The organism is Flavobacterium psychrotolerans (assembly GCF_003097635.1).
GTDB classification, from domain to species: Bacteria; Bacteroidota; Bacteroidia; order Flavobacteriales; family Flavobacteriaceae; genus Flavobacterium; species Flavobacterium psychrotolerans.
Map to the genome: position 1 here is coordinate 1 of NZ_QCZI01000009.1, position 22466 is coordinate 22466.

The 22466-nt window shown below is 32.9% G+C and carries 20 protein-coding genes and 1 tRNA gene; 17 read left to right on the forward strand and 4 right to left on the reverse strand.

The window, feature by feature from the left end:
• Nucleotides 1–242: 242 nt before the first annotated feature.
• Both DB895_RS08135 and DB895_RS08140 read left to right on the forward strand, forming a co-directional pair.
• A tRNA-Ser gene (locus tag DB895_RS08135) sits at nt 243–330 on the forward strand.
• Nucleotides 331–590: 260 nt separating this feature from the next.
• Complete coding sequence (locus DB895_RS08140) at nt 591–1847, forward strand: site-specific integrase (protein ID WP_116724872.1); 1257 nt, start codon at nt 591–593, stop codon at nt 1845–1847.
• A 27-nt stretch (nt 1848–1874) separates the two neighbouring features.
• Here the strand turns inward: DB895_RS08140 and DB895_RS08145 are convergent, their stop codons facing one another.
• From DB895_RS08145 to DB895_RS08155, 3 genes are read right to left on the reverse strand one after another with little or no spacing between them, the layout of a single operon-like run.
• On the reverse strand, nt 1875–3107 hold the full coding sequence (locus DB895_RS08145) for a hypothetical protein (RefSeq protein WP_116724873.1): 1233 nt from the start codon (nt 3105–3107) through the stop codon (nt 1875–1877).
• Complete coding sequence (locus DB895_RS08150; protein ID WP_116724874.1) at nt 3104–3544, reverse strand: Rieske (2Fe-2S) protein; 441 nt, start codon at nt 3542–3544, stop codon at nt 3104–3106. The genes DB895_RS08145 and DB895_RS08150 overlap by 4 nt, the downstream gene beginning before the upstream one ends.
• A 2-nt stretch (nt 3545–3546) precedes the next feature.
• Nucleotides 3547–4746 carry a di-heme oxidoredictase family protein gene (locus DB895_RS08155; RefSeq protein WP_166426950.1) on the reverse strand — a complete coding sequence of 400 codons (1200 nt, stop codon included), beginning with the start codon at nt 4744–4746 and terminating at the stop codon, nt 3547–3549.
• A 334-nt stretch (nt 4747–5080) separates the two neighbouring features.
• Between DB895_RS08155 and DB895_RS08160 the strand changes: the two genes are divergently transcribed.
• From DB895_RS08160 to DB895_RS08180, 5 genes are all read left to right on the forward strand, one after another.
• Nucleotides 5081–5398: a DUF6660 family protein gene (locus DB895_RS08160; protein ID WP_317046138.1), complete on the forward strand. Its 318-nt coding sequence runs from the start codon at nt 5081–5083 to the stop codon at nt 5396–5398.
• Between the two features lie 148 nt (nt 5399–5546).
• Nucleotides 5547–9857, forward strand: a complete 4311-nt coding sequence (locus tag DB895_RS08165; RefSeq protein ID WP_116724875.1) for a CusA/CzcA family heavy metal efflux RND transporter — start codon at nt 5547–5549, stop codon at nt 9855–9857.
• A 9-nt stretch (nt 9858–9866) separates the two neighbouring features.
• The gene (locus DB895_RS08170) at nt 9867–11120 is read left to right on the forward strand and encodes an efflux RND transporter periplasmic adaptor subunit (RefSeq protein WP_116724876.1); all 1254 of its coding nucleotides are present in this window, start codon (nt 9867–9869) and stop codon (nt 11118–11120) included.
• Nucleotides 11121–11138: 18 nt separating this feature from the next.
• Nucleotides 11139–13160, forward strand: coding sequence for a heavy metal translocating P-type ATPase (locus tag DB895_RS08175; protein WP_116724877.1), 2022 nt, complete (start codon nt 11139–11141; stop codon nt 13158–13160).
• A gap of 353 nt (nt 13161–13513) precedes the next feature.
• A complete protein-coding gene (locus tag DB895_RS08180; RefSeq protein WP_116724878.1) occupies nt 13514–15001 on the forward strand; it encodes a hypothetical protein in 1488 nt (495 codons plus the stop codon).
• On the opposite strand, the gene DB895_RS14275 is transcribed toward DB895_RS08180, so the two are convergent.
• On the reverse strand, nt 14978–15145 hold the full coding sequence (locus tag DB895_RS14275; protein ID WP_166426951.1) for a hypothetical protein: 168 nt from the start codon (nt 15143–15145) through the stop codon (nt 14978–14980). The genes DB895_RS08180 and DB895_RS14275 overlap by 24 nt on opposite strands.
• A 424-nt stretch (nt 15146–15569) precedes the next feature.
• Here DB895_RS14275 and DB895_RS08185 point away from each other — a divergent pair, with 424 nt between their 5' ends.
• From DB895_RS08185 to DB895_RS08230, 10 genes are all read left to right on the forward strand, one after another.
• On the forward strand, nt 15570–15875 hold the full coding sequence (locus DB895_RS08185; protein WP_116724879.1) for a helix-turn-helix domain-containing protein: 306 nt from the start codon (nt 15570–15572) through the stop codon (nt 15873–15875).
• Nucleotides 15872–16771, forward strand: a complete 900-nt coding sequence (locus DB895_RS08190; protein WP_116724880.1) for a transcriptional regulator — start codon at nt 15872–15874, stop codon at nt 16769–16771. The genes DB895_RS08185 and DB895_RS08190 overlap by 4 nt, the downstream gene beginning before the upstream one ends.
• Nucleotides 16701–17366 carry an AAA family ATPase gene (locus DB895_RS08195; RefSeq protein ID WP_116724881.1) on the forward strand — a complete coding sequence of 222 codons (666 nt, stop codon included), beginning with the start codon at nt 16701–16703 and terminating at the stop codon, nt 17364–17366. The genes DB895_RS08190 and DB895_RS08195 overlap by 71 nt, the downstream gene beginning before the upstream one ends.
• Nucleotides 17363–17992, forward strand: a complete 630-nt coding sequence (locus DB895_RS08200) for a hypothetical protein (protein ID WP_116724882.1) — start codon at nt 17363–17365, stop codon at nt 17990–17992. The genes DB895_RS08195 and DB895_RS08200 overlap by 4 nt, the downstream gene beginning before the upstream one ends.
• Nucleotides 17993–18150: 158 nt before the next feature.
• The gene (locus DB895_RS08205; protein ID WP_116724883.1) at nt 18151–18861 is read left to right on the forward strand and encodes a DUF3800 domain-containing protein; all 711 of its coding nucleotides are present in this window, start codon (nt 18151–18153) and stop codon (nt 18859–18861) included.
• Nucleotides 18861–19346: a hypothetical protein gene (locus tag DB895_RS08210; RefSeq protein WP_116724884.1), complete on the forward strand. Its 486-nt coding sequence runs from the start codon at nt 18861–18863 to the stop codon at nt 19344–19346. Before DB895_RS08205 ends, DB895_RS08210 begins: the two co-directional genes overlap by 1 nt.
• A 411-nt stretch (nt 19347–19757) precedes the next feature.
• The gene (locus DB895_RS08215; RefSeq protein ID WP_116724885.1) at nt 19758–20129 is read left to right on the forward strand and encodes a hypothetical protein; all 372 of its coding nucleotides are present in this window, start codon (nt 19758–19760) and stop codon (nt 20127–20129) included.
• Between the two features lie 159 nt (nt 20130–20288).
• Nucleotides 20289–21149, forward strand: a complete 861-nt coding sequence (locus tag DB895_RS08220; RefSeq protein WP_116724886.1) for a DUF3347 domain-containing protein — start codon at nt 20289–20291, stop codon at nt 21147–21149.
• 19 nt (nt 21150–21168) lie between these two features.
• Nucleotides 21169–21771, forward strand: coding sequence for a heavy metal-binding domain-containing protein (locus tag DB895_RS08225; protein ID WP_116724887.1), 603 nt, complete (start codon nt 21169–21171; stop codon nt 21769–21771).
• 181 nt (nt 21772–21952) lie between these two features.
• Nucleotides 21953–22465 carry a DUF3347 domain-containing protein gene (locus DB895_RS08230; RefSeq protein WP_116724888.1) on the forward strand — a complete coding sequence of 171 codons (513 nt, stop codon included), beginning with the start codon at nt 21953–21955 and terminating at the stop codon, nt 22463–22465.
• Nucleotide 22466: the final 1 nt, after the last annotated feature.

The following is a 22466-nucleotide window of genomic DNA, read 5'->3' on the forward strand; positions in this document are numbered from 1 at the left end:
CAAGATACTGAATTTCAGTATCTTGACCAATATCTAGCCAATATTTTCTACTTCAAATAATTACACCCAACGGGTTATCGTATTAGTCTTAAATCAGCCTGATTTCTACAAGATAACTTATGGATAATGAAATCATTGAATTTTAATTAAAAAATAAGTTCGTTTTTATTATAATTGATTTTGCAAAACGAAAAAAGGTTCCTATATTTGCAACCGCATTGAGAAATTAAGTGCAACTTATTGGAGAAATGGCAGAGCGGTCGAATGCGGCAGTCTTGAAAACTGTTGACTGTAACAGGTCCGGGGGTTCGAATCCCTCTTTCTCCGCCAGTAGAAATACAAATGGTTACAAAACCCACTAAATTCAACGATTTAGTGGGTTTTTTCGTTTCTAGGATAGTCAAATTATTCATTTAATCTCAAAGTTTTGGTGTCTTTCGAGGTGTCACTAAATTATAAAAATTTAAGTGACACCTCTCACAGAAAACCACCAGTACAGCAAGGTGTTCAACAACATATTCAAAATATGTACATCTTGTTTGTAATTATTAGAAATTTTAAATTTAATAATAACTAAAAGGTTACCACTTATGAACACTACTGTATCAATTCTCTTTTACATAAAGAGATCAAAAACCAACAACGAAGGCATCTGCCCTATTTATGCAAGAGTAACAATCCAAGCCAAACGATTTGAGTTTAGTGCAAACAAGTATGTAAATCCCGAAAGATGGTCAGGAGAAGGCTCTAAAGTCAAGGGCACTAATGAAGAAGCTAGAACAATAAATAGCCATCTGGATTATTTAAAAAATCAAGTTTTGGAAGCCGAAAAAAGATTATTCAAAAAAGACATTAAAGTTACATCTGAAAATTTGAAAAATGAATTATTTGGAGCTGCTGAAACTAAACGGATGCTAATCCCAATCTTCCAAGACCACAATAACAAAATAAAAGAATTGGTTGGTAAGGAATATGCACCAGGAACATTAGAACGTTATAAAACCTCTTTGAGCCATACAATTGAGTTCCTGCAATGGAAATACAAAGTTTGCGATATCGAGATAAACAAAATAGATCACGCTTTTGTAACCGATTATGAATTTTGGTTAAGAAGCGTTCGGAACTGTGCCAACAATACCGCAGTAAAATACATCAAGAACTTCAATAAGATAATCAAACTTTGTTTGGCCAATGACTGGCTAGACAAAAATCCGTTTGCAAATTATAAATCGAAAGTAAAGGAAGTCGAACGAGTTTATTTATCTGAAGAAGAAATTCAAAATATAATTGAAAAAGATTTCAAAACAGAAAGATTATCCCTAGTACGTGATATCTTCCTTTTTAGCTGCTTTACTGGTTTGGCATACATTGATGTCAAAAACTTGACAAAATCGCACATAAGCATCGGTATTGATGGCGAGAAATGGATATTTACCCACAGACAGAAAACCGAAACTGCTTCTAAAATTCCAATCCTTCCAGTAACGCAAATGATTATTGATAAGTATGAGAACCATCCACAAAGCAACAATCAAGATAAACTGCTGCCAATTTTAAGTAATCAAAAAATGAATGCCTATTTAAAAGAAATAGCAGGTGTTTGTGAGATTGAAAAGGAATTAACCTTTCATATTGCCCGGCATACTTTTGCAACCACAGTAACGCTTACAAATGGAGTTCCGATTGAAAGTGTAAGCAAAATGCTGGGTCATAAAAATTTACGGACGACACAGCATTATGCAAAGGTTTTAGATAAAAAAGTAAGTGAAGATATGAAGATTTTGAGAGATAAATTTTCAATGAAGTCAATTAATCAAGAGCAAAAACAATTGAAATCAAATTTTTAGATTATTATAGTGAAAAAGCGCTCATTTCTAAAAATAAGAAGAAATTCCCAAGCTCATTCCGTCTGTTATTGCAGGCGGATTTCCAAAAATATCTCGTTGTTTTTGATAACGATAATTAAATCGGATGACAGTTTGGGATGTAGGTCTAAAACTAATTGCAGGCATTATACTCCAAAGATCTTCTCCTATATTCCCTCCAGTTTCATTAAAAGTTCCAACATTCCAATCTACATATTCTAATCTACAAGCTACATTCAATACAGCATTTTCCCAACCTAAAATCGTTCTTTTCAAAACAGGTTGCACAATATCCATAAATCCACCATATTGCCTGTCTCCAAATTGTTGAGAATAGGTTCCGGGAACATCAACTTTAATCCAAGCAAATTCTGTTGTAATAAATGTTTTCGTTTTTGGAATGGTAGTATTAAAATCCAATGCAAAAATCGAAACGCGTCTTTTTTCATCAATCACAATTCCATCGTCTTGAAATTTATTATAGATTCCTTTCATATAGGATATTCCAAGCTCCCCTATTTTATTGTGTCTAATAGCAAATTTTCCAGTAAATAAAGGTTCACCACTATTTATTTCTTCGAATCGTTCCGGATTATTTTTTGCTGCTGGCAAGAACGTTTTGTTTTCAGTATTCTCAATTATTGAGTTGTCAAAGTTTCCAGATAAATAAACCTCATAGCCAAACATCCAATTTTTAGTATATTTTTTTCCAAAAAAACCAGCTCCGGCATTACTAAATGTTCCTGGTAACATTTGAGTTGCTGATATAGGTCTATCTGTAAATTCCCATTTTGGTCCGTCGTGATTTTGATTAAAAGAACCTATAGGATTTACAATTATTCCGGCTCTAAAATTAACCAATGGATGAAACTCAACATCTACAGAGGCAAATTCTATGGCTATTTCTTTTCCTCCGTCCTCAAATTCTATTTCACTTAAAAATTTTACTCGTTTGCTAATGGCTGATGACATAAAAACAGATAATCTTCTTGCCTGAAATTGATGTCCTTCTGAAATTCCATCTGTTGTCATTTTTTGCCAATTCATTTCTACATAACCCCCTATGGATATTGGTGTTTTATTGATATTCAACGCAGGTCTATTGTATAAAGCATCCATATTCAGGATGTTTTTTACAGTGTCTTTGGGGATTCTTTTTAGTAAACTAGGGTCAATTTGAGCAAAAGAAGTTAAATTAGACAGAAATACAAAAAGGAATATATAAGTTGGTTTTAATCTCATTTCAAGGATATTTTTAGGATGTTGTTTTCAATTACTATTGGAAATTTTCTCAAGTCTTTATCTGCAGGTCCGTTTTCTAAAACACCTCTATTACTAAACTCACTTCCGTGTGCAGGGCATTGAAGTTTGTCCCCAAAAACTTGTAATTCTGCTCCTTGATGTGTACAGGTCATTAGCATAGCTGCATAATCAGTAGCATCAAATCGATAAACACAAATAGGCGATTTTAATAGTTCATTTTGAATAATGATATATTTCTTATAAGTTGTTTCTCGTTCTTTTTTTATTTCAAAATCAGAAATCGGCATCAAAATATCCGATCCTTTGATTTCTTTTGAAAGGACAAGAGAAGAACTGCAACTTTGCAACAATGATACACCTGTAATTCCTGCTAAACAGCCAAAACCACACGTTTTTAAAAATTCTTTTCTATTCATAATTACAATGATTTTATAAATTTCAATACTGCGTTTTTATCCGATTGTGAAAGGTTTTGAAACGCATTTTTACTATTATTTGCTTCTCCTCCGTGCATAATTATTGCTTCTTCGATACTTCTTGCTCTTCCATCGTGCATTAAGTAATAATCACCTCCTTGTGAGTTTTCAGAAAGACCAATTCCCCAAAGTGCAGGTGTTTTCCATTCGAAAGTTTTGGCACTTCCTTCTGTATAACCATCGTCTAAACCTGCTCCCATATCGTGTAAAAGTAAATCGGTGTACGGAGAAAATGTTTTAAAAGAAAGCGGACTTATAGGCGAATATCCAGTAGTTAGTTCTGATTTATGACAACCTGTACAATTAATTTGTTTAAAAAGTTGTTTTCCTTGATTTACAACTTCATCATTTTGATGGCGTTGAATGGGCGCTTTTAATACATTCAAATAAAAAACCACATCATTTACTTTATGGGTAGCTACTTCTGGGTCAATTTCTAAATTAGAATAATGATCCGTGGGACTAAAAACAGACGTTATTCCCATATCCTGATTATAGGCATTAACGGATTGATGTAATAAATCAAAGGCAGATGCTTTTTTACCAAATCGTCCAATATGTTTTCCATTTTTGGTAATCGAGCTAGAAGAAGGTATTGAATAACCCGGAATTGTAATCCAGTTTACCGTTCCGGAAACCCCATCCCCATCGCTATCATTTGGATCAGCCATTGCTAACAAATCAGTATCAGATACATATTGTAAAAAGCCTAAACCTGAAAATGCAGGAGGTGTAAATTTAGAAAACGTTGCTCCAGCAGGAATTTGTTCAGGTAAGTAACCAGGTAAAGCTCTGTTTTGTAATTGTGGTCCACCTTGATTTAAAAATTGATTTCCAGTTTCGTCAATCTGACCAAAACGAGTGAGTGTTGTAAACAAATGCCCCTTACCGTCTCCAGCGTGACAGTTGATACAACTAGTTCCGACAAAGGTTGAACCCAACCCTGTTTCTCTGGTAAAAACTTCATTTACCGCTGCATCACCGCGCAAAAATTGAGATGATTGTGAACTCGAAAGCCCTTCTATAGTTCCATCTAATAATTCATCATTTTTAGGAATATCTACATAGCTTGTTTCGCAAGATGTTAAACCAATAAAAAGAAATAATATAATTAATGGCAGGTGTGAAATTTTATTTTTCATTACTATAAATTTTATTTTTAGGCAAAACTAAATAAATATTTAGGATAACAATATAAATATTAAAATATTTTAAAGTGTAATATTTTTACATTTGTTAAATAATTTAAAAACTAAATGGCAAAAGCACGAAGAATGAAAAACAAAAAAATTGTATACAAAAAAAAAATTACCGCATACACCGTTATTCGTGTTATAATGATAACTTTAGTTTGCTCAATTTTGTTACTTGGAATAACTGCGAGGATTATGCATTATTTTAATATTCACTTCAAATAATTAATAACGATTATAAATAATTATCAATTGTATAAATAAAAATCATATTTTTACAGTCTTGAAACTCACAAACATCATATTGTCAATTATAGTTCTAGTACTTTCTTGTATGCCCTGCGCAGACAAGGAACAAGATGCTTCATTTGAAAAAGTGACTATAAACAATAGTTCAAAACAGCACCACGATAAAGATGCTTGTTCCCCTTTGTGCATATGCAACTGTTGTGGTTGCCAAGGTTTCGCTTACAACATTTTATACAATTACAATTTGATTGATGTCAAAATAATAGTTGACAAAAAAGTGCCTGAATACAAATCAATTCTTACTTCCAATTTCTACGGAAGTATTTGGCAACCGCCACAAATTAATGTTTAATTTTTTATCGATTAATGTCTAAATAAATAGTAAAAATGCCTTGCGCATTGGTTACACTATTGCTCTACATTAGTCTTTTTCACAGTATTTGAATCATTCATTAACTGTGGATTATAAATTTATTATTAAACATTAAACATTATAAATAGTGTTAAACAAAATCATTCATTTTAGTATCAATAATAAATTCATCATTGGTTTGATGACTTTATTCTTAATCATTTGGGGAGTTTGGAGTGCTTCCAAATTGCCTATTGATGCCGTACCAGATATTACAAACAATCAGGTACAAATTATTACGCTTTGCCCTACTTTGGCAGGTCAAGAAGTAGAACAATTAGTAACTTTCCCGATAGAACAAAGTATTGCCAATCTTCCCGATTTAGAAGAAACCCGAAGTATTTCTCGCTTTGGTTTATCGGTAATCACGGTAGTTTTTGATGATGATGTAAATATTTATTTTGCACGCCAATTAATTAGTGAACGACTAAAGGAAGCGACCGACCAAATACCTCAAGGTATTGGAACACCAGAATTAGGACCTGTAAGTACAGGACTTGGCGAGGTGTATCAATACATTTTGCATCCAAAAAAAGGAAGCGAAAATAAATATTCGGCAATGGATTTGCGTTCTATGCAGGACTGGATAGTAGCCAGACAACTCAATGGGACTCCCGGTATTGCGGAAATAAATAGTTTTGGGGGTAAATTAAAGCAATATGAGGTTGGTGTAAACCCAAACCGTTTAAAAGCAATGGGAGTAACAATCCCAGAAATTTTTAATGCTTTAGAAAAAAACAATCAAAACACAGGTGGTGCATACATTGACAAAAAGCCAAGTGCCTACTTTATTCGTGGTGTTGGTTTGGTTACATCTTTAGAAGACGTAAGAAATATTGTTGTGAAAAGCAATCCAAATAGTGTTCCGATTTTTATAAAAGATGTTGCTGATGTTAAGTTTGGAAGTGCAGTGCGTTATGGAGCAATGACCTATAACGGAAAAGTAGATGCAGTTGGTGGTATCGTTATGATGTTAAAAGGTGCAAATAGTAATGAAGTGGTACAAAGGATAAAAGATAAAATGATTATTATACAAAAATCATTACCAGATGATGTGATTGTAGAACCTTTTATAGATCGAAGCACATTTGTAAACCGTGCCATATCAACTGTAGAAAAAAATCTAATCGAAGGAGCACTAATTGTAATTTTTGTATTGGTTTTATTTCTAGGAAACCTTCGTGCGGGACTTATTGTAGCTTCTGCAATACCACTTTCAATGTTTTTCGCATTGGGATTGATGAAAATTTTTGGAGTAAGTGCAAACCTAATGAGTTTGGGAGCAATAGATTTTGGGTTAATTATAGATGGTGCCGTAATTATTGTAGAGGCTACTCTTCATCATCTAGGGTTACGGAAATCCACACAAATACTCACACAACAGGAAATGGATAATGAAGTATTTGTATCTGCTTCCAAAATTCGCAGCAGTGCTGCTTTTGGAGAAATCATTATCTTGATTGTATATATTCCCATTCTTACTTTGGTAGGTATAGAAGGCAAAATGTTTAGCCCAATGGCTCAAACAGTGGGCTTCGCTATACTAGGAGCTTTGATACTTTCCTTAACCTACATTCCGATGATGTGTGCTTTATTCCTATCAAAAAAAGCATTGTCAAAAGAAACCCTTTCAGATAAAATGATGAAGTGGCTACAAAAAACATATCAGCCTTTGTTAGAAAAAGCTATTAAAATAAAATATTGGATAATAGGAATTACTGTTGGGGTATTTGTTTTTAGCATTTTATTATTTAGCAGAATGGGTGGCGAGTTTATACCACAGTTGCAAGAAGGAGATTTTGCGTTTGAATTTAAAATGCCTCTCGAAACTTCTTTATCCCAAAGTATCGAAACCTCTATGCAAGCCTCAAGAATTGCTAAGCAATTTGATGAAGTGAAAATTGTGGTAGGTAAAACTGGTGCAGGAGAAGTACCTACTGATCCAATGCCACCTGGAGCAACCGATTTAATGATTATTCTGAAACCGCAAAGCGAATGGAAATCCGATAGAACCTACGATGAACTAGGCGATGCAATAGAGGAAAAATTAAGCGTTATACCAGGGGTTTTTATCGAAAAAAGCCAACCGATTCAAATGAAATTTAATGAATTGATGACAGGAATTAAACAAGATGTTGCTATAAAAATATTTGGTGAAAACTTGGACAGCCTTTCTGTATATGCCAAAAAAGTCGAAAATGTTATTGTAAATGTAAAAGGAGTATCATCACCCCAAGTAGAACAAGTCGATGGTCTACCACAAATAAATATAGAGTATGACCGTTTAAGAATTGCCAATTATGGTCTAAATGTAGAGGATATAAACAGTATTGTAAGTACTGCTTTTGCAGGAAAAGCAGCAGGAGTAGTTTACGAAAACGAACGTAAATTCGATTTGGTAGTACGTTTAGACAGTTCATCTAGAAGAAGTATTGATGATGTAAATAATCTATTGATACCAACACCTACAGGCAATCAAATACCATTATCCCAAGTAGCGAAAGTGGATTTTAAATTAGGTCCGGCACAAATAAGTAGAGAAGCAGGAAAACGCAGAATTGTAATTGGTTTTAATATCCAAGACAGAGATGTGCAAAGTGTCGTTAAAGAAATTCAGGATAAGCTGGCTGCGAAAGTAAAGCTCCCTTCAGGTTATTATTTTACTTATGGCGGAACTTTTGAAAATCTACAAAAAGCATCCAATCGTTTAATGATTGCTGTACCAATATCTTTACTTCTTATTTTTATGCTATTATATTTTACGTTCAATTCTATGAAACAAGCCAGTTTAATTTTCACGGCAATTCCAATGAGTGCCATTGGAGGTGTATTTGCATTGCTACTTCGTGGAATGCCTTTTAGTATTTCGGCAGGTATTGGTTTTATTGCCTTGTTCGGAGTAGCAGTATTAAATGGAATTGTACTTGTTGGTACATTCAACCAACTCGAAAAAGAGGGATGGAATGACGTTATTAAACGCGTTATCGAAGGAACAAAAATCAGACTTCGTCCTGTTTTAATGACAGCTACAGTTGCTTCCTTAGGATTTTTACCAATGGCGTTATCACACAGTGCTGGTGCAGAAGTGCAAAAACCATTAGCAACGGTAGTAATTGGAGGACTACTATCAGCAACATTTTTGACCTTATTTGTATTGCCTTTGCTATATATCATATTCAATACAAAAATTAAAGTAAAGGGAAAATCGATAGCAACAATTTTAGTTATTGGATTGTTTCTTTCATTTAATAATGGTCAGGCACAATCTCGTAAATCTATTGATGAAGTATTGAGTTTAGGCCTTAAGGATAATTTGCAATACAACATCAATCAATCTCAAATTTCAAAAAATCAGCTTCTGATAAAAGGAAATAAGGAATTCCCTAAAACGGGCATCTTTGTGGAAAATGAAGATTTACGCCCTTCGGATAAAACGGGAATTTGGAAAATCGGTTTGCAACAGAGCTTTTATATGCCACAAGTAAACCAAGCCAAGAAAAATTACTATCGCGAACAAACCAAATACTACGAATTCAATAAAGAAGTTATCAATACTGAATTGAAAAAAAAGATCCGTTCAGTATATTATCAATTGTGGTATTTACAGGACAAGACGGCTTTGTACCAAAGATTGGACAGCATTTACGTCGGATTGTTAAAAACCACAATTCTGAAAGTAAAAACGGGAGAAAGTGCCGGTATCGAAAAAATTTCGGCTAATGTAAAACTGAAAGAAATTGAAACCAATATTATCCAGCTTCAAAAAGAAATGCTGGTGCAACAGCAGGCATTAATGCAATTATTGAATAGTTCAGAAGCAATCTTACCACTTTCTAAATCATTGGAAAAATTGGAATATGGTTTACAAAGTACGTCAGACAACCATCCAAATCTTCTTCTATTGCAACAAAATGTAGTGATTGCCAATAGTGAAATTGCGATACAAAAAAGCAATCGCTTACCAGAATTTACAGGTAGGGTTTTTTCACAGAAATTATATGGAGTTGAAGATCCGTATAGCGGTTTTTCAATTGCTACTTCATTCCCTGTTTTCGGAACTGGAGCCAATAGCAATAAAATAAAAGCAGCCAAAACTGAAAAAGAAATGCAGGAACAACAGCTACAATACCAAACGCAAATATTAAAATCTTCTTTGGCGCAACGCCAGACCGAAGTAGAAAAAAGCGTGTCGGGTTTACAATTTTATGAAACTTCGGGTTTGCAACAAGCCGAAGAAATTATAAAAGCCGCCAATCAATCCTATCGGGCAGGAGAAATTAGTTACGCCGATTTTTCATTGTATTTGAGCCAAACCATCGAGATACGAAAAAATTATTTGGACAATCTAAATGCCTACAACCAAGCCATTATCGAATACAATTATTTCACAAACAAATAAGCTAAAAAAATGAAATCTTTAAAAATAAAATATAAAAATTGCCTTTTGCTAATTGTCCTTTGCCTATTTCTAATTTCCTGCGGTAATAAAGAGAACAAACCCCAAGAGGAGGAACAAAAAATAGTAAAAGAAGAAGCAGAACCAACAATTGCTTCACTCACAGCCGAACAAATTAAAACGGTAGACGTTCAATATGGAATTATTGAACAAAAACAATTGACAGCTACACTCAAAGCAAATGGTGCATTACGAGTTCCAAACAATAACAAAGCAAATGCAACTTCGCTGTATGGTGGTGTAGTTAAAAGCATCAATGTACAATTAGGCGATTTTGTAAAAAAAGGGCAAGTAATCGCTACAATTGCTAATCCACAATTTATACAGTTACAAGAAGAATATTTGAGTACTGCCAGTAAAATAATCTTTGCGGAACAAGAAGTGGCCAGACAGAAAGAACTTAACGAAGGTAACGCAGGAGCTTTAAAAAATTACCAAAGTGCCAATGCCGAACTAAAATCAATGCGAACTCGAAGAGCCTCATTGCAACAACAAATCCAACTGATGGGCATTAACCCAAATAGTTTGAACAATGGAAATTTACGTTCTGCTTTGTCCGTTACAAGTCCTATAAACGGAACCATTAGTAATGTCTTTTCCAAAATTGGAAGTTATGTTGATGTCTCTTCTCCGGTAGCCGAAATTGTAGATAACTCACAATTACATTTGGATTTGAATGTGTTTGAAAAAGATTTACCAATGTTAAAAGTTGGACAAATTATTCATTTTAGAATTACCAATAATTCAGGCGAAGATTATAATGCAAAAGTGTATTCAATAGGTGCTTCTTTTGAAAACGATAGTAAAAGCATACCAGTTCACGCGACAGTTCAAGGCAATAAATCGGGACTAATTGACGGAATGAATATAACCGCAATTGTAAGTTTGAATGACATTACTACAAATGCAGTCCCTAATGATGCCATTGTCAGTGCAGACGGCAAAGATTATATTTTTGTTGTTACCAATAAACAAGCCGAAGAAGAAAAACCAGAAGAAGGAGAAGTGGAGAAAGAAACAGAAACAAAAGATAAGAAACAAAAAACAAAAAACACCAATTTTGAAAAAATTGAAGTGGTAAAAGGAGTTTCAAATATGGGCTATACCGCAATCACTTTAGTTAAAGACATTCCAAGCAATGCTAAAATTGTAACAAAAGGAGCATTTTTTGTAAATGCAAAATTGACCAACAAAGGGGAAGAATAAACATCAATCATTAAATAGATGAAACACCAGCACAAATACGATGCAAACGGCAAACAGCTTTGTTGCACATTGGAAGAAAAAATAAACAGCAAAACCAATAATCAAACAGGATGTTGTTCAACTCATAATGAGCCAGAAAATCATTCTGATGATGACGGTCACGACCATTCAGGTACAGATCAAACAATTTTCCAAATGTTTCTGCCAGCAATCATAAGTTTTATATTATTACTTATCGCCATAAATTTTGACAACTATTTTCCACAAACTTGGTTCACTGGATGGGTAAGAATAGTTTGGTATGCAATCGCTTATTTACCTGTAGGTTTTCCTGTGATTAAGGAGGCTTTTGAAAGCATTCGCAAAGGCGAAATATTTTCAGAATTTTTACTTATGTGCATTGCAACTATCGGAGCATTTTCAATTGGACAATTTCCCGAAGGTGTTGCAGTAATGTTATTTTACGCTATTGGCGAAATTTTTCAAACATTAGCAGTTCAACGGGCAAAATCTAATATCAAATTGTTATTAGATCAGCGACCAGATGAAGCAACTATTTTGAAAGACGGAAATGCGACAATCAAAAAAGCATCAGAAATAACCATTGGCGAAATCATCCAACTCAAATCGGGTGAAAAGTTAGCTTTGGATGGAAAACTTTTGACGGATAGTGCCACATTCAATACAGCGGCACTAACTGGGGAAAGCAAACCTGACACCAAACAAAAAGATGAAGTAGTTTTAGCAGGAATGATAAATCTAAACACCATTGCGCAAATTGAAGTTACAACAGCCTATACTGATAGTAAACTATCAAAAATTTTAGAAATGGTGCAGGAAGCAACAGCCAAAAAAGCACCAACTGAATTGTTTATTAGGAAATTTGCAAAAATATATACGCCAATAGTTGTGTTTTTAGCAATTGCAATATGCTTGTTACCAATGCTTTTTGTCGATAATTATGTGTTTAGAGATTGGTTGTATAGAGCATTGGTCTTCTTGGTTATTTCTTGTCCTTGTGCGTTAGTAATCTCAATTCCATTGGGCTATTTTGGCGGAATTGGCTCAGCCAGTAAAAACGGAATTCTGTTTAAAGGTTCGAGTTTTCTCGATATGATGGCATCTATTCAAGTGGTTGTTATGGACAAAACAGGTACGCTGACTAAAGGCGTTTTCAAAGTTCAAAAAGTGGTAGCAGTGGATATTTCCGAAGCCGATTTAGTAAAATTTACAGCAGCATTAGAAACTAAATCAACTCATCCTGTTGGAACCGCCATTATAGAATATGCCAAAGGTTCTGAAAAAAATGCAACCGTTACCGATGTGGAAGAAATTGCAGGACACGGACTAAAAGGGAAAGTAGATGGAAACGAAATCTTGGCAGGAAATGTAAAATTGATGAAGAAATTCAACCTCAGTTATGATGCTGAAATTGACAATACACCTTTCACGATTATCGTTATTGCCATCAATCAAAAATATGCCGGCTATTTTCTAATTGCAGACGAAATCAAAGAAGATGCCAAACAAGCTATCGAAAGTTTGCATAGAATAAATGTAAAAACAGTAATGCTTTCGGGAGACAAACAAGCCGTTGTTGATGCTGTTGCCAAAGAATTAAATATCGATCAGGCTTATGGCGATTTGTTGCCCGAAAACAAAGTCGAGAAAGTAGAAGAACTCAAATCAAAAAACTTAAGAATTGCTTTTGTTGGTGATGGTGTGAACGATGCCCCTGTAGTTGCACTTGCTGATGCCGGAATTGCAATGGGTGGTTTAGGCAGTGACGCCACTATTGAAACGGCTGATATTGTCATTCAAAACGACCAGCCTTATAAAATATACACAGCAATAAACATCGGTAAAAAAACCAAACAAATTGTTTATCAAAACATTGGTTTGGCTTTTGCAGTTAAAGCTATTGTTTTGGTTCTTGGTGCAGGCGGGCTAGCTACAATGTGGGAAGCAGTTTTTGCCGATGTTGGTGTAGCACTATTAGCGATATTAAATGCCGTCAGAATACAACGAATGAAGTTTTAAAACAAAAATATTTTAGTTTACTATAGCTAATTATTCTACTATCACAATTGATTATATCTCGATATAATCAATTGTGATTTTTAGTAAGATTTAATGTATTAATTATTAAAATATTATCATAATATTAATTATTTTAGTACGTTAATGATTATGCCTTTCAATAACTTATTTACTAAAAATTGAACCCCAAATTAACCCACAATTATTTATTCTTAATGAACAACCAAACTTCGTTAATTTAGATTGACGATACTATAAAGTGCTTGAAAAACCATCGAAATCACTATTAAATCATTTGAGAATTTACTAGTAAATTTTCAAATGAACTTAAAGTTCTATATTTCTAATCCTATATGAAGCCAAAATACATTTTAGAAAACTACGATAGAATACTAAAAGAAATCAAAAATCCAAAGATTATTTTCAGTAACGATTTAATGCCTATTCTAGAAAATTTTGCTTCTGAAAGCTTCCTTATTTACCAAGTAGATTTTATCAAGCAAGATAATACGACAAAATACATTGTCAAAAAACCAATCCACAATCTGCATCCAAAAGTTACAAAACTAAATTTCAAGGGAGGTGATGTTGCCGAAGAATTTGAACCATTCATTCCAAAAATACTTGATGAGTTGAACATTCCGGAGAAACAAATCAGTTTACGTTGGTGTTCCAAAAATGAGAATGTTTTATATCTTTTGCAAGAATGTGAAATCGAGGATTTATCGCAAGAAAATCGGTTCTTTCTGTATTGTTATCATTCTCTCAAAAATGAAAATCAGAAAATCAAGAAAATAAATAAAGAACGAGTTTTCAAATTAAAATCAAAAAAACAAATTGAACAATACATACATCGAAAGCAATATATTCTTGAGAATTTAGCCCATCGATTAGTCAAAGAAATCAATCCAATAAATTCATCCGATCTTTATCAATTTTCCAATAATTATGATAAAATTGATTGCCTAAAAATTGCCTATATCTATCTTGAAAAATTACTTCGCTTCATAGAAAAAGAATACCGGAATTACCTCAATGTAAATATTCAAATCCCAAATCGTTCCACTTTGGTCAAAGAATTTGGAATTACAAACAAACTCAAAGAAGTCAAATCACGATTATTAGGAAGCAACATAAACGACCAGTTATTAAAATTAGCCTATGAACCACTACTGAAAATTGCAACGATAAACATTCAAGAAAAATTAACATACTATGAATTCAATTATTGTTCAGAATTTATAACGACACTTTACAAACAGATTAATTTTGCAGATATGTCTGAAGAAACAATCAAAGAATTTCTTTTCGATTTAAACTTCAATTCATTACAGTTTTTTAAATACTTGACTTTTGAAATTTTACAGGAATTAGAAACGCAAGAAAACAATATCAAAAAAATAGATGTTCTATACCGATTTCTCAAAAATTACAATCAAAAGCAAAGTAGAAGCATCCTAAAATACAAGGCAAACTTACCTTCATTAAAAGAACAAATTATCAGTTGGATTGAAGAAGAAATCGAATATTTAACCAAGAAAATTAAACTCGAAGCCAATCAATTTACAAACGTTACTAACAACGATGAAAAGATTAAACTCTTGACTGGTTTATCAGTTGCACAATTAAGTTGTTTTTTCGGATTATTGATGGAAACAGGAATTATAAAACACAAAAATCAAACAGATGTTTTTCGATTTATTTCAGAAAATTTCAAAACAAATAACACCGAAAAAATTTCTGTAGATAGTATTAAAGTGAAGTATTATAACGTCGAAAACACTACTAAAAAGGCACTTCGAGAAAAAATAATCGAATTACTGGGGCTCACGAAGTTCTAAAACTTCTCGCATCATTCGCCAGCCGAAACCAACCATTCCAAGCAATATCTCATCTTCAATCTGGAGTAATGAGATAAGATTTGGAATTTTATGCAATTCCATAAATCGTTGCAGTTCGGGACTAATTACAGTTTCATTTTTCATAATACTATCTTTTTAAGATATACGAAAAAAACCCATTTTGGTATTGGTACAAACAACAGCGTGGGACATCGATCACCAGCCAAAGAGGTACGACCAAGCACCTACAGCTCCGATAAACCGAGCCCACGCATAGCGTAGGCGAACAGTTTATTTGTAGAGCTGATTTTGAAATTTGGTCGTTTTCTTTGGCTCGAAATAACTTTCGCAATATATATTTATAGAAGCTTTGCCTCTATTTTGTATTCATTAAGCAAATTTAGTCATAATTGTATTAAAATAGCATCCTAAAACACATAAATAAAAAACTTTTTTAATGTGATTGCCTTATTTTGTTGAGATTTGTTGGGGGTTCCGTAACCCCCGTAACTGTTTTGGTATTACTTAATTATTTCTCTTTGTCCAAAATATTTAAACCCACAACATTATGGCAATCGAAGTAATTACTCGCGAAGATTTGAATGAATTCCGTACACTACTTTTAGCAGATTTAAAAGAAATCCTGCAAACCAAAACACAACTCACAAAACAATGGCTCAAATCCAATGAAGTCAAAAAGTTACTCAACATCTCCTCTGGCACTTTACAAAACCTTCGAGTAAACGGAACCATTACCTACACTAAAATTGGCGGAATTCTATATTATTCCAACGCCGATTTAGAAAAACTATTAGAATCAAATAAGGTGGAAGCTTCGCCTAATTTATTCAATCCAAAATGGCTAGTGAGATGAATTACATAAAACATTTAACAGGTTTTTTCGAGAAGGTGGCTACCGACAAAACACTTAATCCAACACACGTAAGTCTGTATATGTCGTTGTTCCAATTCTGGAATTGCAATCGGTTCAAAAATCCAATCAGTATTTCTCGTGATGAGGTAATGCGAATAAGCAAAATCAGTTCCAAAGCAACCTATCATAAGTGCCTTAAAAACTTACACTCCCTAGGTTACATAAATTATGAGCCATCTTATAATCCATTCAAAGGAAGCCACGTTTATCTATTCAATTTTTCGGATGATTTAAAACCAATTCCAAAAAACGAAAAAACCACAATACCAAAAAATGAACCTGTTTTTGAACTAGTCAATGAACAAGTAGTGAACAAGCTTTATACTAGTACTGGTACAAGTGATGAAACAGGTACTGAACAAGCTCTGGTATCTTATATAAACAATACAAACATACCAAACATTTCAAACGATTTAAAGATTGCAAACTTGGACGAGCAAGCAAAAAAATTTGAAAATGATGATGAGTTTTTAAGAAATATTGGTACTGAAGAAAAAGAAAAAAGTTCCGCCAAAAAAGAAATGTTTTCAACATTCGCCGACACCGATGAAAAACAAACTGAAAAAAGTCGGCAAAAAGAGAATGTGCCAACAATAGAAAATGTGAAAGCTTATTTTCTCGAACAACACTTTCCAGAAATAGAAGCTATTAAGTTTTTCAATTACTTCTCCAGCAATGGTTGGTTAGTCGGTGGCAAAACCCCGATGGTCGATTGGCAAGCCGCAGCACAAAACTGGATGTTAAACGCACCTAAATTCATTTCAAATGAACCACAATCCAACAGAGCAAAACACCTCAACACAGGAACAGACAAAGACTATTCAGAGCCACTATAGCTACACTGAAATAATTGTTTGGTTAGAGAAAAAAGGTGTCGAATTATACGGAAATCATTTCAAAATCCTTGAAAGCGATTATTCAATAATTTACAAACTCATTGCTTATTTCCTAAAAGATGAAGCAACTTGCTTTCAATACAATATTAACCTCAACAAAGGAATTTTACTTTCTGGCCCAATCGGCTGTGGCAAAACATCACTAATGAATTTAATGAAACACTTAACGCCAACCGAACATAAGTTTTTCGTAAAACCTTGTCGAGATATAAGCTTTGAATTTATCCAGGACGGATACGAAATAATCCACAAATACAGCAAAGGCAAACTTTACCAATCAGAACCAAAAACAATATGCTTCGATGATTTAGGAACTGAAAACAATCTAAAATATTACGGAAACGAATGTAACATAATGGCAGAAATTCTATTAAGCCGGTATGATATTTTCACAAGTAAAAAAATCCAAACGCATATCACAACCAATCTTTCTGCAAGTGAAATTGAGAATGTTTATGGGAATCGGATTAGAAGTAGAATGCGAGAAATGTTCAATCTAATTGCCTACGACAAAACCATAAAAGATAAACGATGAACCGAATAACAAACTTCTGGAACCACTTCAAACAAAACAACTTCGTTTTTCTATTACTCAACGAAATCCCAAAAGACGAACTCAAAATACATTTCAATAAGTTAATTGAGCTACTCCATCAATACAATAAAGATCTTGACCTAATCATAAAAAATAAAGATAAAGGAGCAGAACTAATTATTACAGCAAATGGAAATCCTTATCTTTTCAAAGAAGTAGAATTACTAGTTCATCACGCTCCAGTTGTAAAACGTTGGAAAATAACAGCATTCCTTCAGCCAGAAAGAAGCATTTCTAAATACGAACAGAGAACCGATAAACCATTAGAATATTACGGTATAAGCCTACGAATTAGTGATATGTATTTCACTTCAATAGAAAACCTCGAAAAACCAACCGATTTAGGTATTATAATATACCTCAAAAACGACATTATTCACAAAGAAAACCCAAGACTTCGAGAAGCAGTTTACACCCACATAGAACATCTTGTAGGAGAAAAATCATTTGCCAATGACATTGTTTTTATTGAGATTGAGCAATTAACCAGTGAAATGAATAATATTGAATTGTTAGACTTGTATAATTTAGCTGATTATATAAATACTTTCAAAGTACAGAAATAATTTATCGCTTAAAAAAAAATTAATGATAGGCATTTTTGATTTGAAAAATAAGTAAATAGTATTTCCATTAACAATTTATTCTGTAAATTTCCGCTTTTTAAAATTCAATCGCTTTAGAGCATCTAATTGGTCGAATTTGCTATTAATTTCCACAATTTATGAATAATAAATATGATTTTTATATCGACGAAAGTTGTCATTTAGAAAATGATAATATTCCTGTTATGTGTATTGGTTACATCAAAGTACCAATGACCGATTATGTTGAATTACAAAAAGAATTCAATCAAATATTAGCAAAGCACAATCAAAAATCAGAGTTAAAATGGAATAAATTTTCAAATGCAAGAACAGCATTATACAAAGAATTAGTAGATTATTTCTTTCGGTCATCATTACAATTTCGTTGTATTTTAGTCAAATACAAAGAACGACTAAATCATAAAGATTTCAATCAAGGCTCACACGACAATTTCTATTATAAAATGACCTATTATTTATTACACCCAAATAATAGCAATGGAGATGAATATAGAGTTTTTATAGACATTCAAAATACTCGTGGTAGAGAAAAACTAAAAAAAATTAATGAAGTTTTTGATGCGGAATACAAAGGCAAAAGCCCATTCAAACAATTCCAGCATTTACATTCTCACGATAATAATTTCTTTCAATTAGCCGATTTCTTTATTGGAGCTATTACTTATAAAACAAGAGTAGTAATGAAGAATATCGAGAATCCAACTCCAAACAGAATGGATTTCATTCAATATTTAGAAACTAAATCTGGTTTTAATCTCGAAGAAGGAACAGAACCTTGGGAAACAAAGTTCAATATTTTTGATCACCAACCTAAAATAAAACTATAATGGATTTATTTAATTTGGATGATCACATACCCAATTTAGGAATAGACCCATCATCTGAACATTTAGAAGAACTATTTCAATTATTCAAAGCCGATTTTATTGATAACGTTTTTTATTTTGATGGTTGCAGAGTGAAAATAGATGTAGCAAATTCAAAAGAAGAAGGTTTCGAAACTTATCCGCACACTTTTGTAAAAATCATCACTAGAGGTGATAAAGGGAAAAGAAATTTTGATAAAAAAAGAGCCAACAAAATTCATTGGATAAAACCAATACTAGAAAATAAAGATACTCAAGACGTAACTTGTTTTCAATTTTTAGAAGCTGATGGTAAAATCAGGGACTATTTTTGGTTCAAAGAAGGAAACTTTTTAGTTGTAATGGAAAAAATCACTCCAAACTATATGATTATTTCTTGTTTTCATATTGATGATGCAAGAAACCAAAAATACTATGAAGACAAATATACAAAGAGGGTAAAATAAAAAATGCCACAACTACGGTGTTGTGGCGAACCAGATCCTTTTCCCTAGGGAAATGACTTTGCAAATATATGTCATCTTAAACCAAAAACCAAATTTTCTATTAAAAACGTGTTTTTTGACTAATTTCCAGTTGTGTTTTCATAAATATTTATAACAATATACCAAAAAGAAAATCAATTAACCAGTCCATTATCTCATTCAGCTGCACAAAACTTTCATTTAGTCCAAGTATTCCTAAACTCAAGTCTTTGTTTGCTTCATTTCGCTAATTACGTTTGCAATATCGAGAACATTCTTTTTCCGTTCGTTGGTAAAAGTCAAAATGATTTTAAAACATATTAATCTTTTTTAACAATTGATTAGTAATCAATTAATATAATTTGATTAATTTTGGTTCAAATTAAAGCACAAATGAATAAATTTCACATTTTAGTAATCGTATTATTTGGTTTCTTATTGATGCCAAGTAGTTCTTTTGCGTGTGAAAATAATTCATCTAAACATTCTACTACAAAAGAAACTTCCTCAAAAATGGACAAAGATGATTGTTGTAAAAACGACAATCATTCCAAAATGAATGACCACGAAGGTTGTGGAGGAAAATGCAGTCATTCTAAATGTGGTTGCGCTACTTCTTGTAACAGTTGTACTGTTGCTATTAATGAATTGAAATTTAAAGACAATCTTTTTAATTTCGTTTCTGAAAAACAAAAATTTTACAACTATGAAACCAACATTTCTTCTGGTTTCAATTCCCTTTGGCTTATACCAAAAATAAGCTGAATTCCAATTATGACAGCCACAATTGTATCTAATAGATACTAATTAATGCTTTCAAAATCATTTATTTTCTCGGTTAATCTCAATTTCAAAATGATGCCTTTGCTATGATTCATTTCGTTATTGCTTAACTAATTCAATTCTAAAATTATTTACATACAAATGAAATCATTAGAAAAAACAATGATGGCAATACTGCTATTGTTATCAGTTGTGATATCCAACGCACAAATTAAAAATGCTAAAACAGAATCCGTTAAAATTTACGGAAACTGCGCAATGTGCAAAGCCACAATAGAAAAAGCAGGAAGTCTTAAAAATATCGCAAACGTTGATTGGAATGCGGATACAAAAATGGCTGTCCTTACTTATGACCCTAAAATAACCAACCAAGACGAAATACTCAAACGTATTGCATTGGTAGGTTATGACAGTGATAAATTTCTTGCTCCAGACGCAGTTTATTCAAAACTTGCAGGATGTTGTCAATATAATCGTGAGGCAAAAGTTCCCGTGAAAGTAGATGCAATGTCAAGAGCTGATAAATCAGAACATTCAGAAATGAATATGTCCAATCATTCTACAACTACTAATGACCAAGCCGTAAATCAATTAAAATCAGTTTTCGACAACTATTTTTTATTGAAAGATGCTTTGGTAAAAACAGATGGAAGCGCTGCTTCAATAAAAGCAAAAGATTTGCTTTCAGCAATTACTGCTGTAAAAATGGAAACCTTAAAAATGGACGAACATTTGGTTTGGATGAAAGTATTAAAAGATTTAACTGCTGATGCCAAAAGTATTTCTGACACGCAGGATATCAAGAAGCAAAGAGAATCTTTTAAATCATTATCCAAGAGCACATACCTCTTGATAAAAGCTTCAAAACCAACCGAAGTCATTTATTATCAATATTGTCCTATGCAAGATGCCAATTGGTTAAGCAAAGAAAACTCAGTCAAAAACCCTTACTATGGCTCACAAATGTTGAGTTGTGGCAAAACAGTAGAAACAATAAAATAACAATTAAAATACTAAAAAGATGAAAACAATAATTATCGTATTAAGTGCATTTTTTGCATTTAGTTCAAACGCAATAGCACAAAAAGCTACAAAAAATGAGGAACAAAAAATAATTTATACTTGTCCTTCACATCCTGACGAGATGAATTCAACTTCTGGAAAATGCCCAAAATGCGGTATGGAATTGACAAAAATTACCGAAAAAGTACCTACCTACGCTACAAAAGGAAGCCAACCTATGAGTAAAACGGTAACAAGATATGTTTGCCCAATGGACGGCTCAACTTCTGATAAACCAGGAGAATGTTCTAAATGTGCAATGAAGATGGTAAAAACCACCGAAAAAGTAGATACACACCCTCTAAAAGGAAGTCAACCTACAAGCAAAATGGTAACAAAATATGTTTGTCCTGCCGATGGTTCAACTTCAACAACCGAAGGAAAATGTTCTAAATGTGGTACTGGAATGGTAAAAATTACCGAAACAGTAGATAACCACCCTCAAAAAGGAAGTCAACCTAAAACTAAAATTGTGACAAAATATGTTTGTCCAATGGACGGCACTACTGCTGATACCAAAGGAGAATGCCCTAAATGTGGAATGCAAATGGTTAAAAAATAAAATCATAAGCACTGATATCTGTATGCTTATGAACAACGCATCATAATATTTTTTGTGATGCGTTTATTATACAATCAATAGTAAAATGAAAAAGGTAATTTCCGTATTAAAATGGATTTTCAAAAAAATATTCATCAAAAAATGTTGCCAATAGCAACAATAACAATTTAAAAACAATAAAATGAAAAATATAATTCTTTCAGCCATAGCAATGGCATTCGTAATGGTTTCTGTAAATGCTCAAAGCAAAAAAGTACCCGCCAAATTTTCAATAGATAAAATCGTAACCAATTATTTAGCTTTAAAAAATGCTTTGACCAAAGATGACACCAAAGCAGCGGCGAGTGCAGGAAAAACTTTATACGCTAATTTCAATGCTGTAAAAGTAAATACGATTGATTCTAAACTCAAAAAAAACTATCTTGATATTACCGAAAGTGCCAAAGAACACGCAGAACACATTGGCGATAATGCGGGGAAACTAGAACATCAAAGAGAGCATTTCGTTTTGTTAAGCAAAGACATTAACGATTTGATTAAACTTTTCGGAACTAAACAAAAACTGTATCAAGACTACTGCCCTATGGCAAATGAAGCAAAAGGTGCTATTTGGATCAGTGAAGTTAAAGACATCAAAAACCCTTACTATGGTTCTAAAATGCTTACTTGTGGTTCAATAAAAAAAACATTGTAAA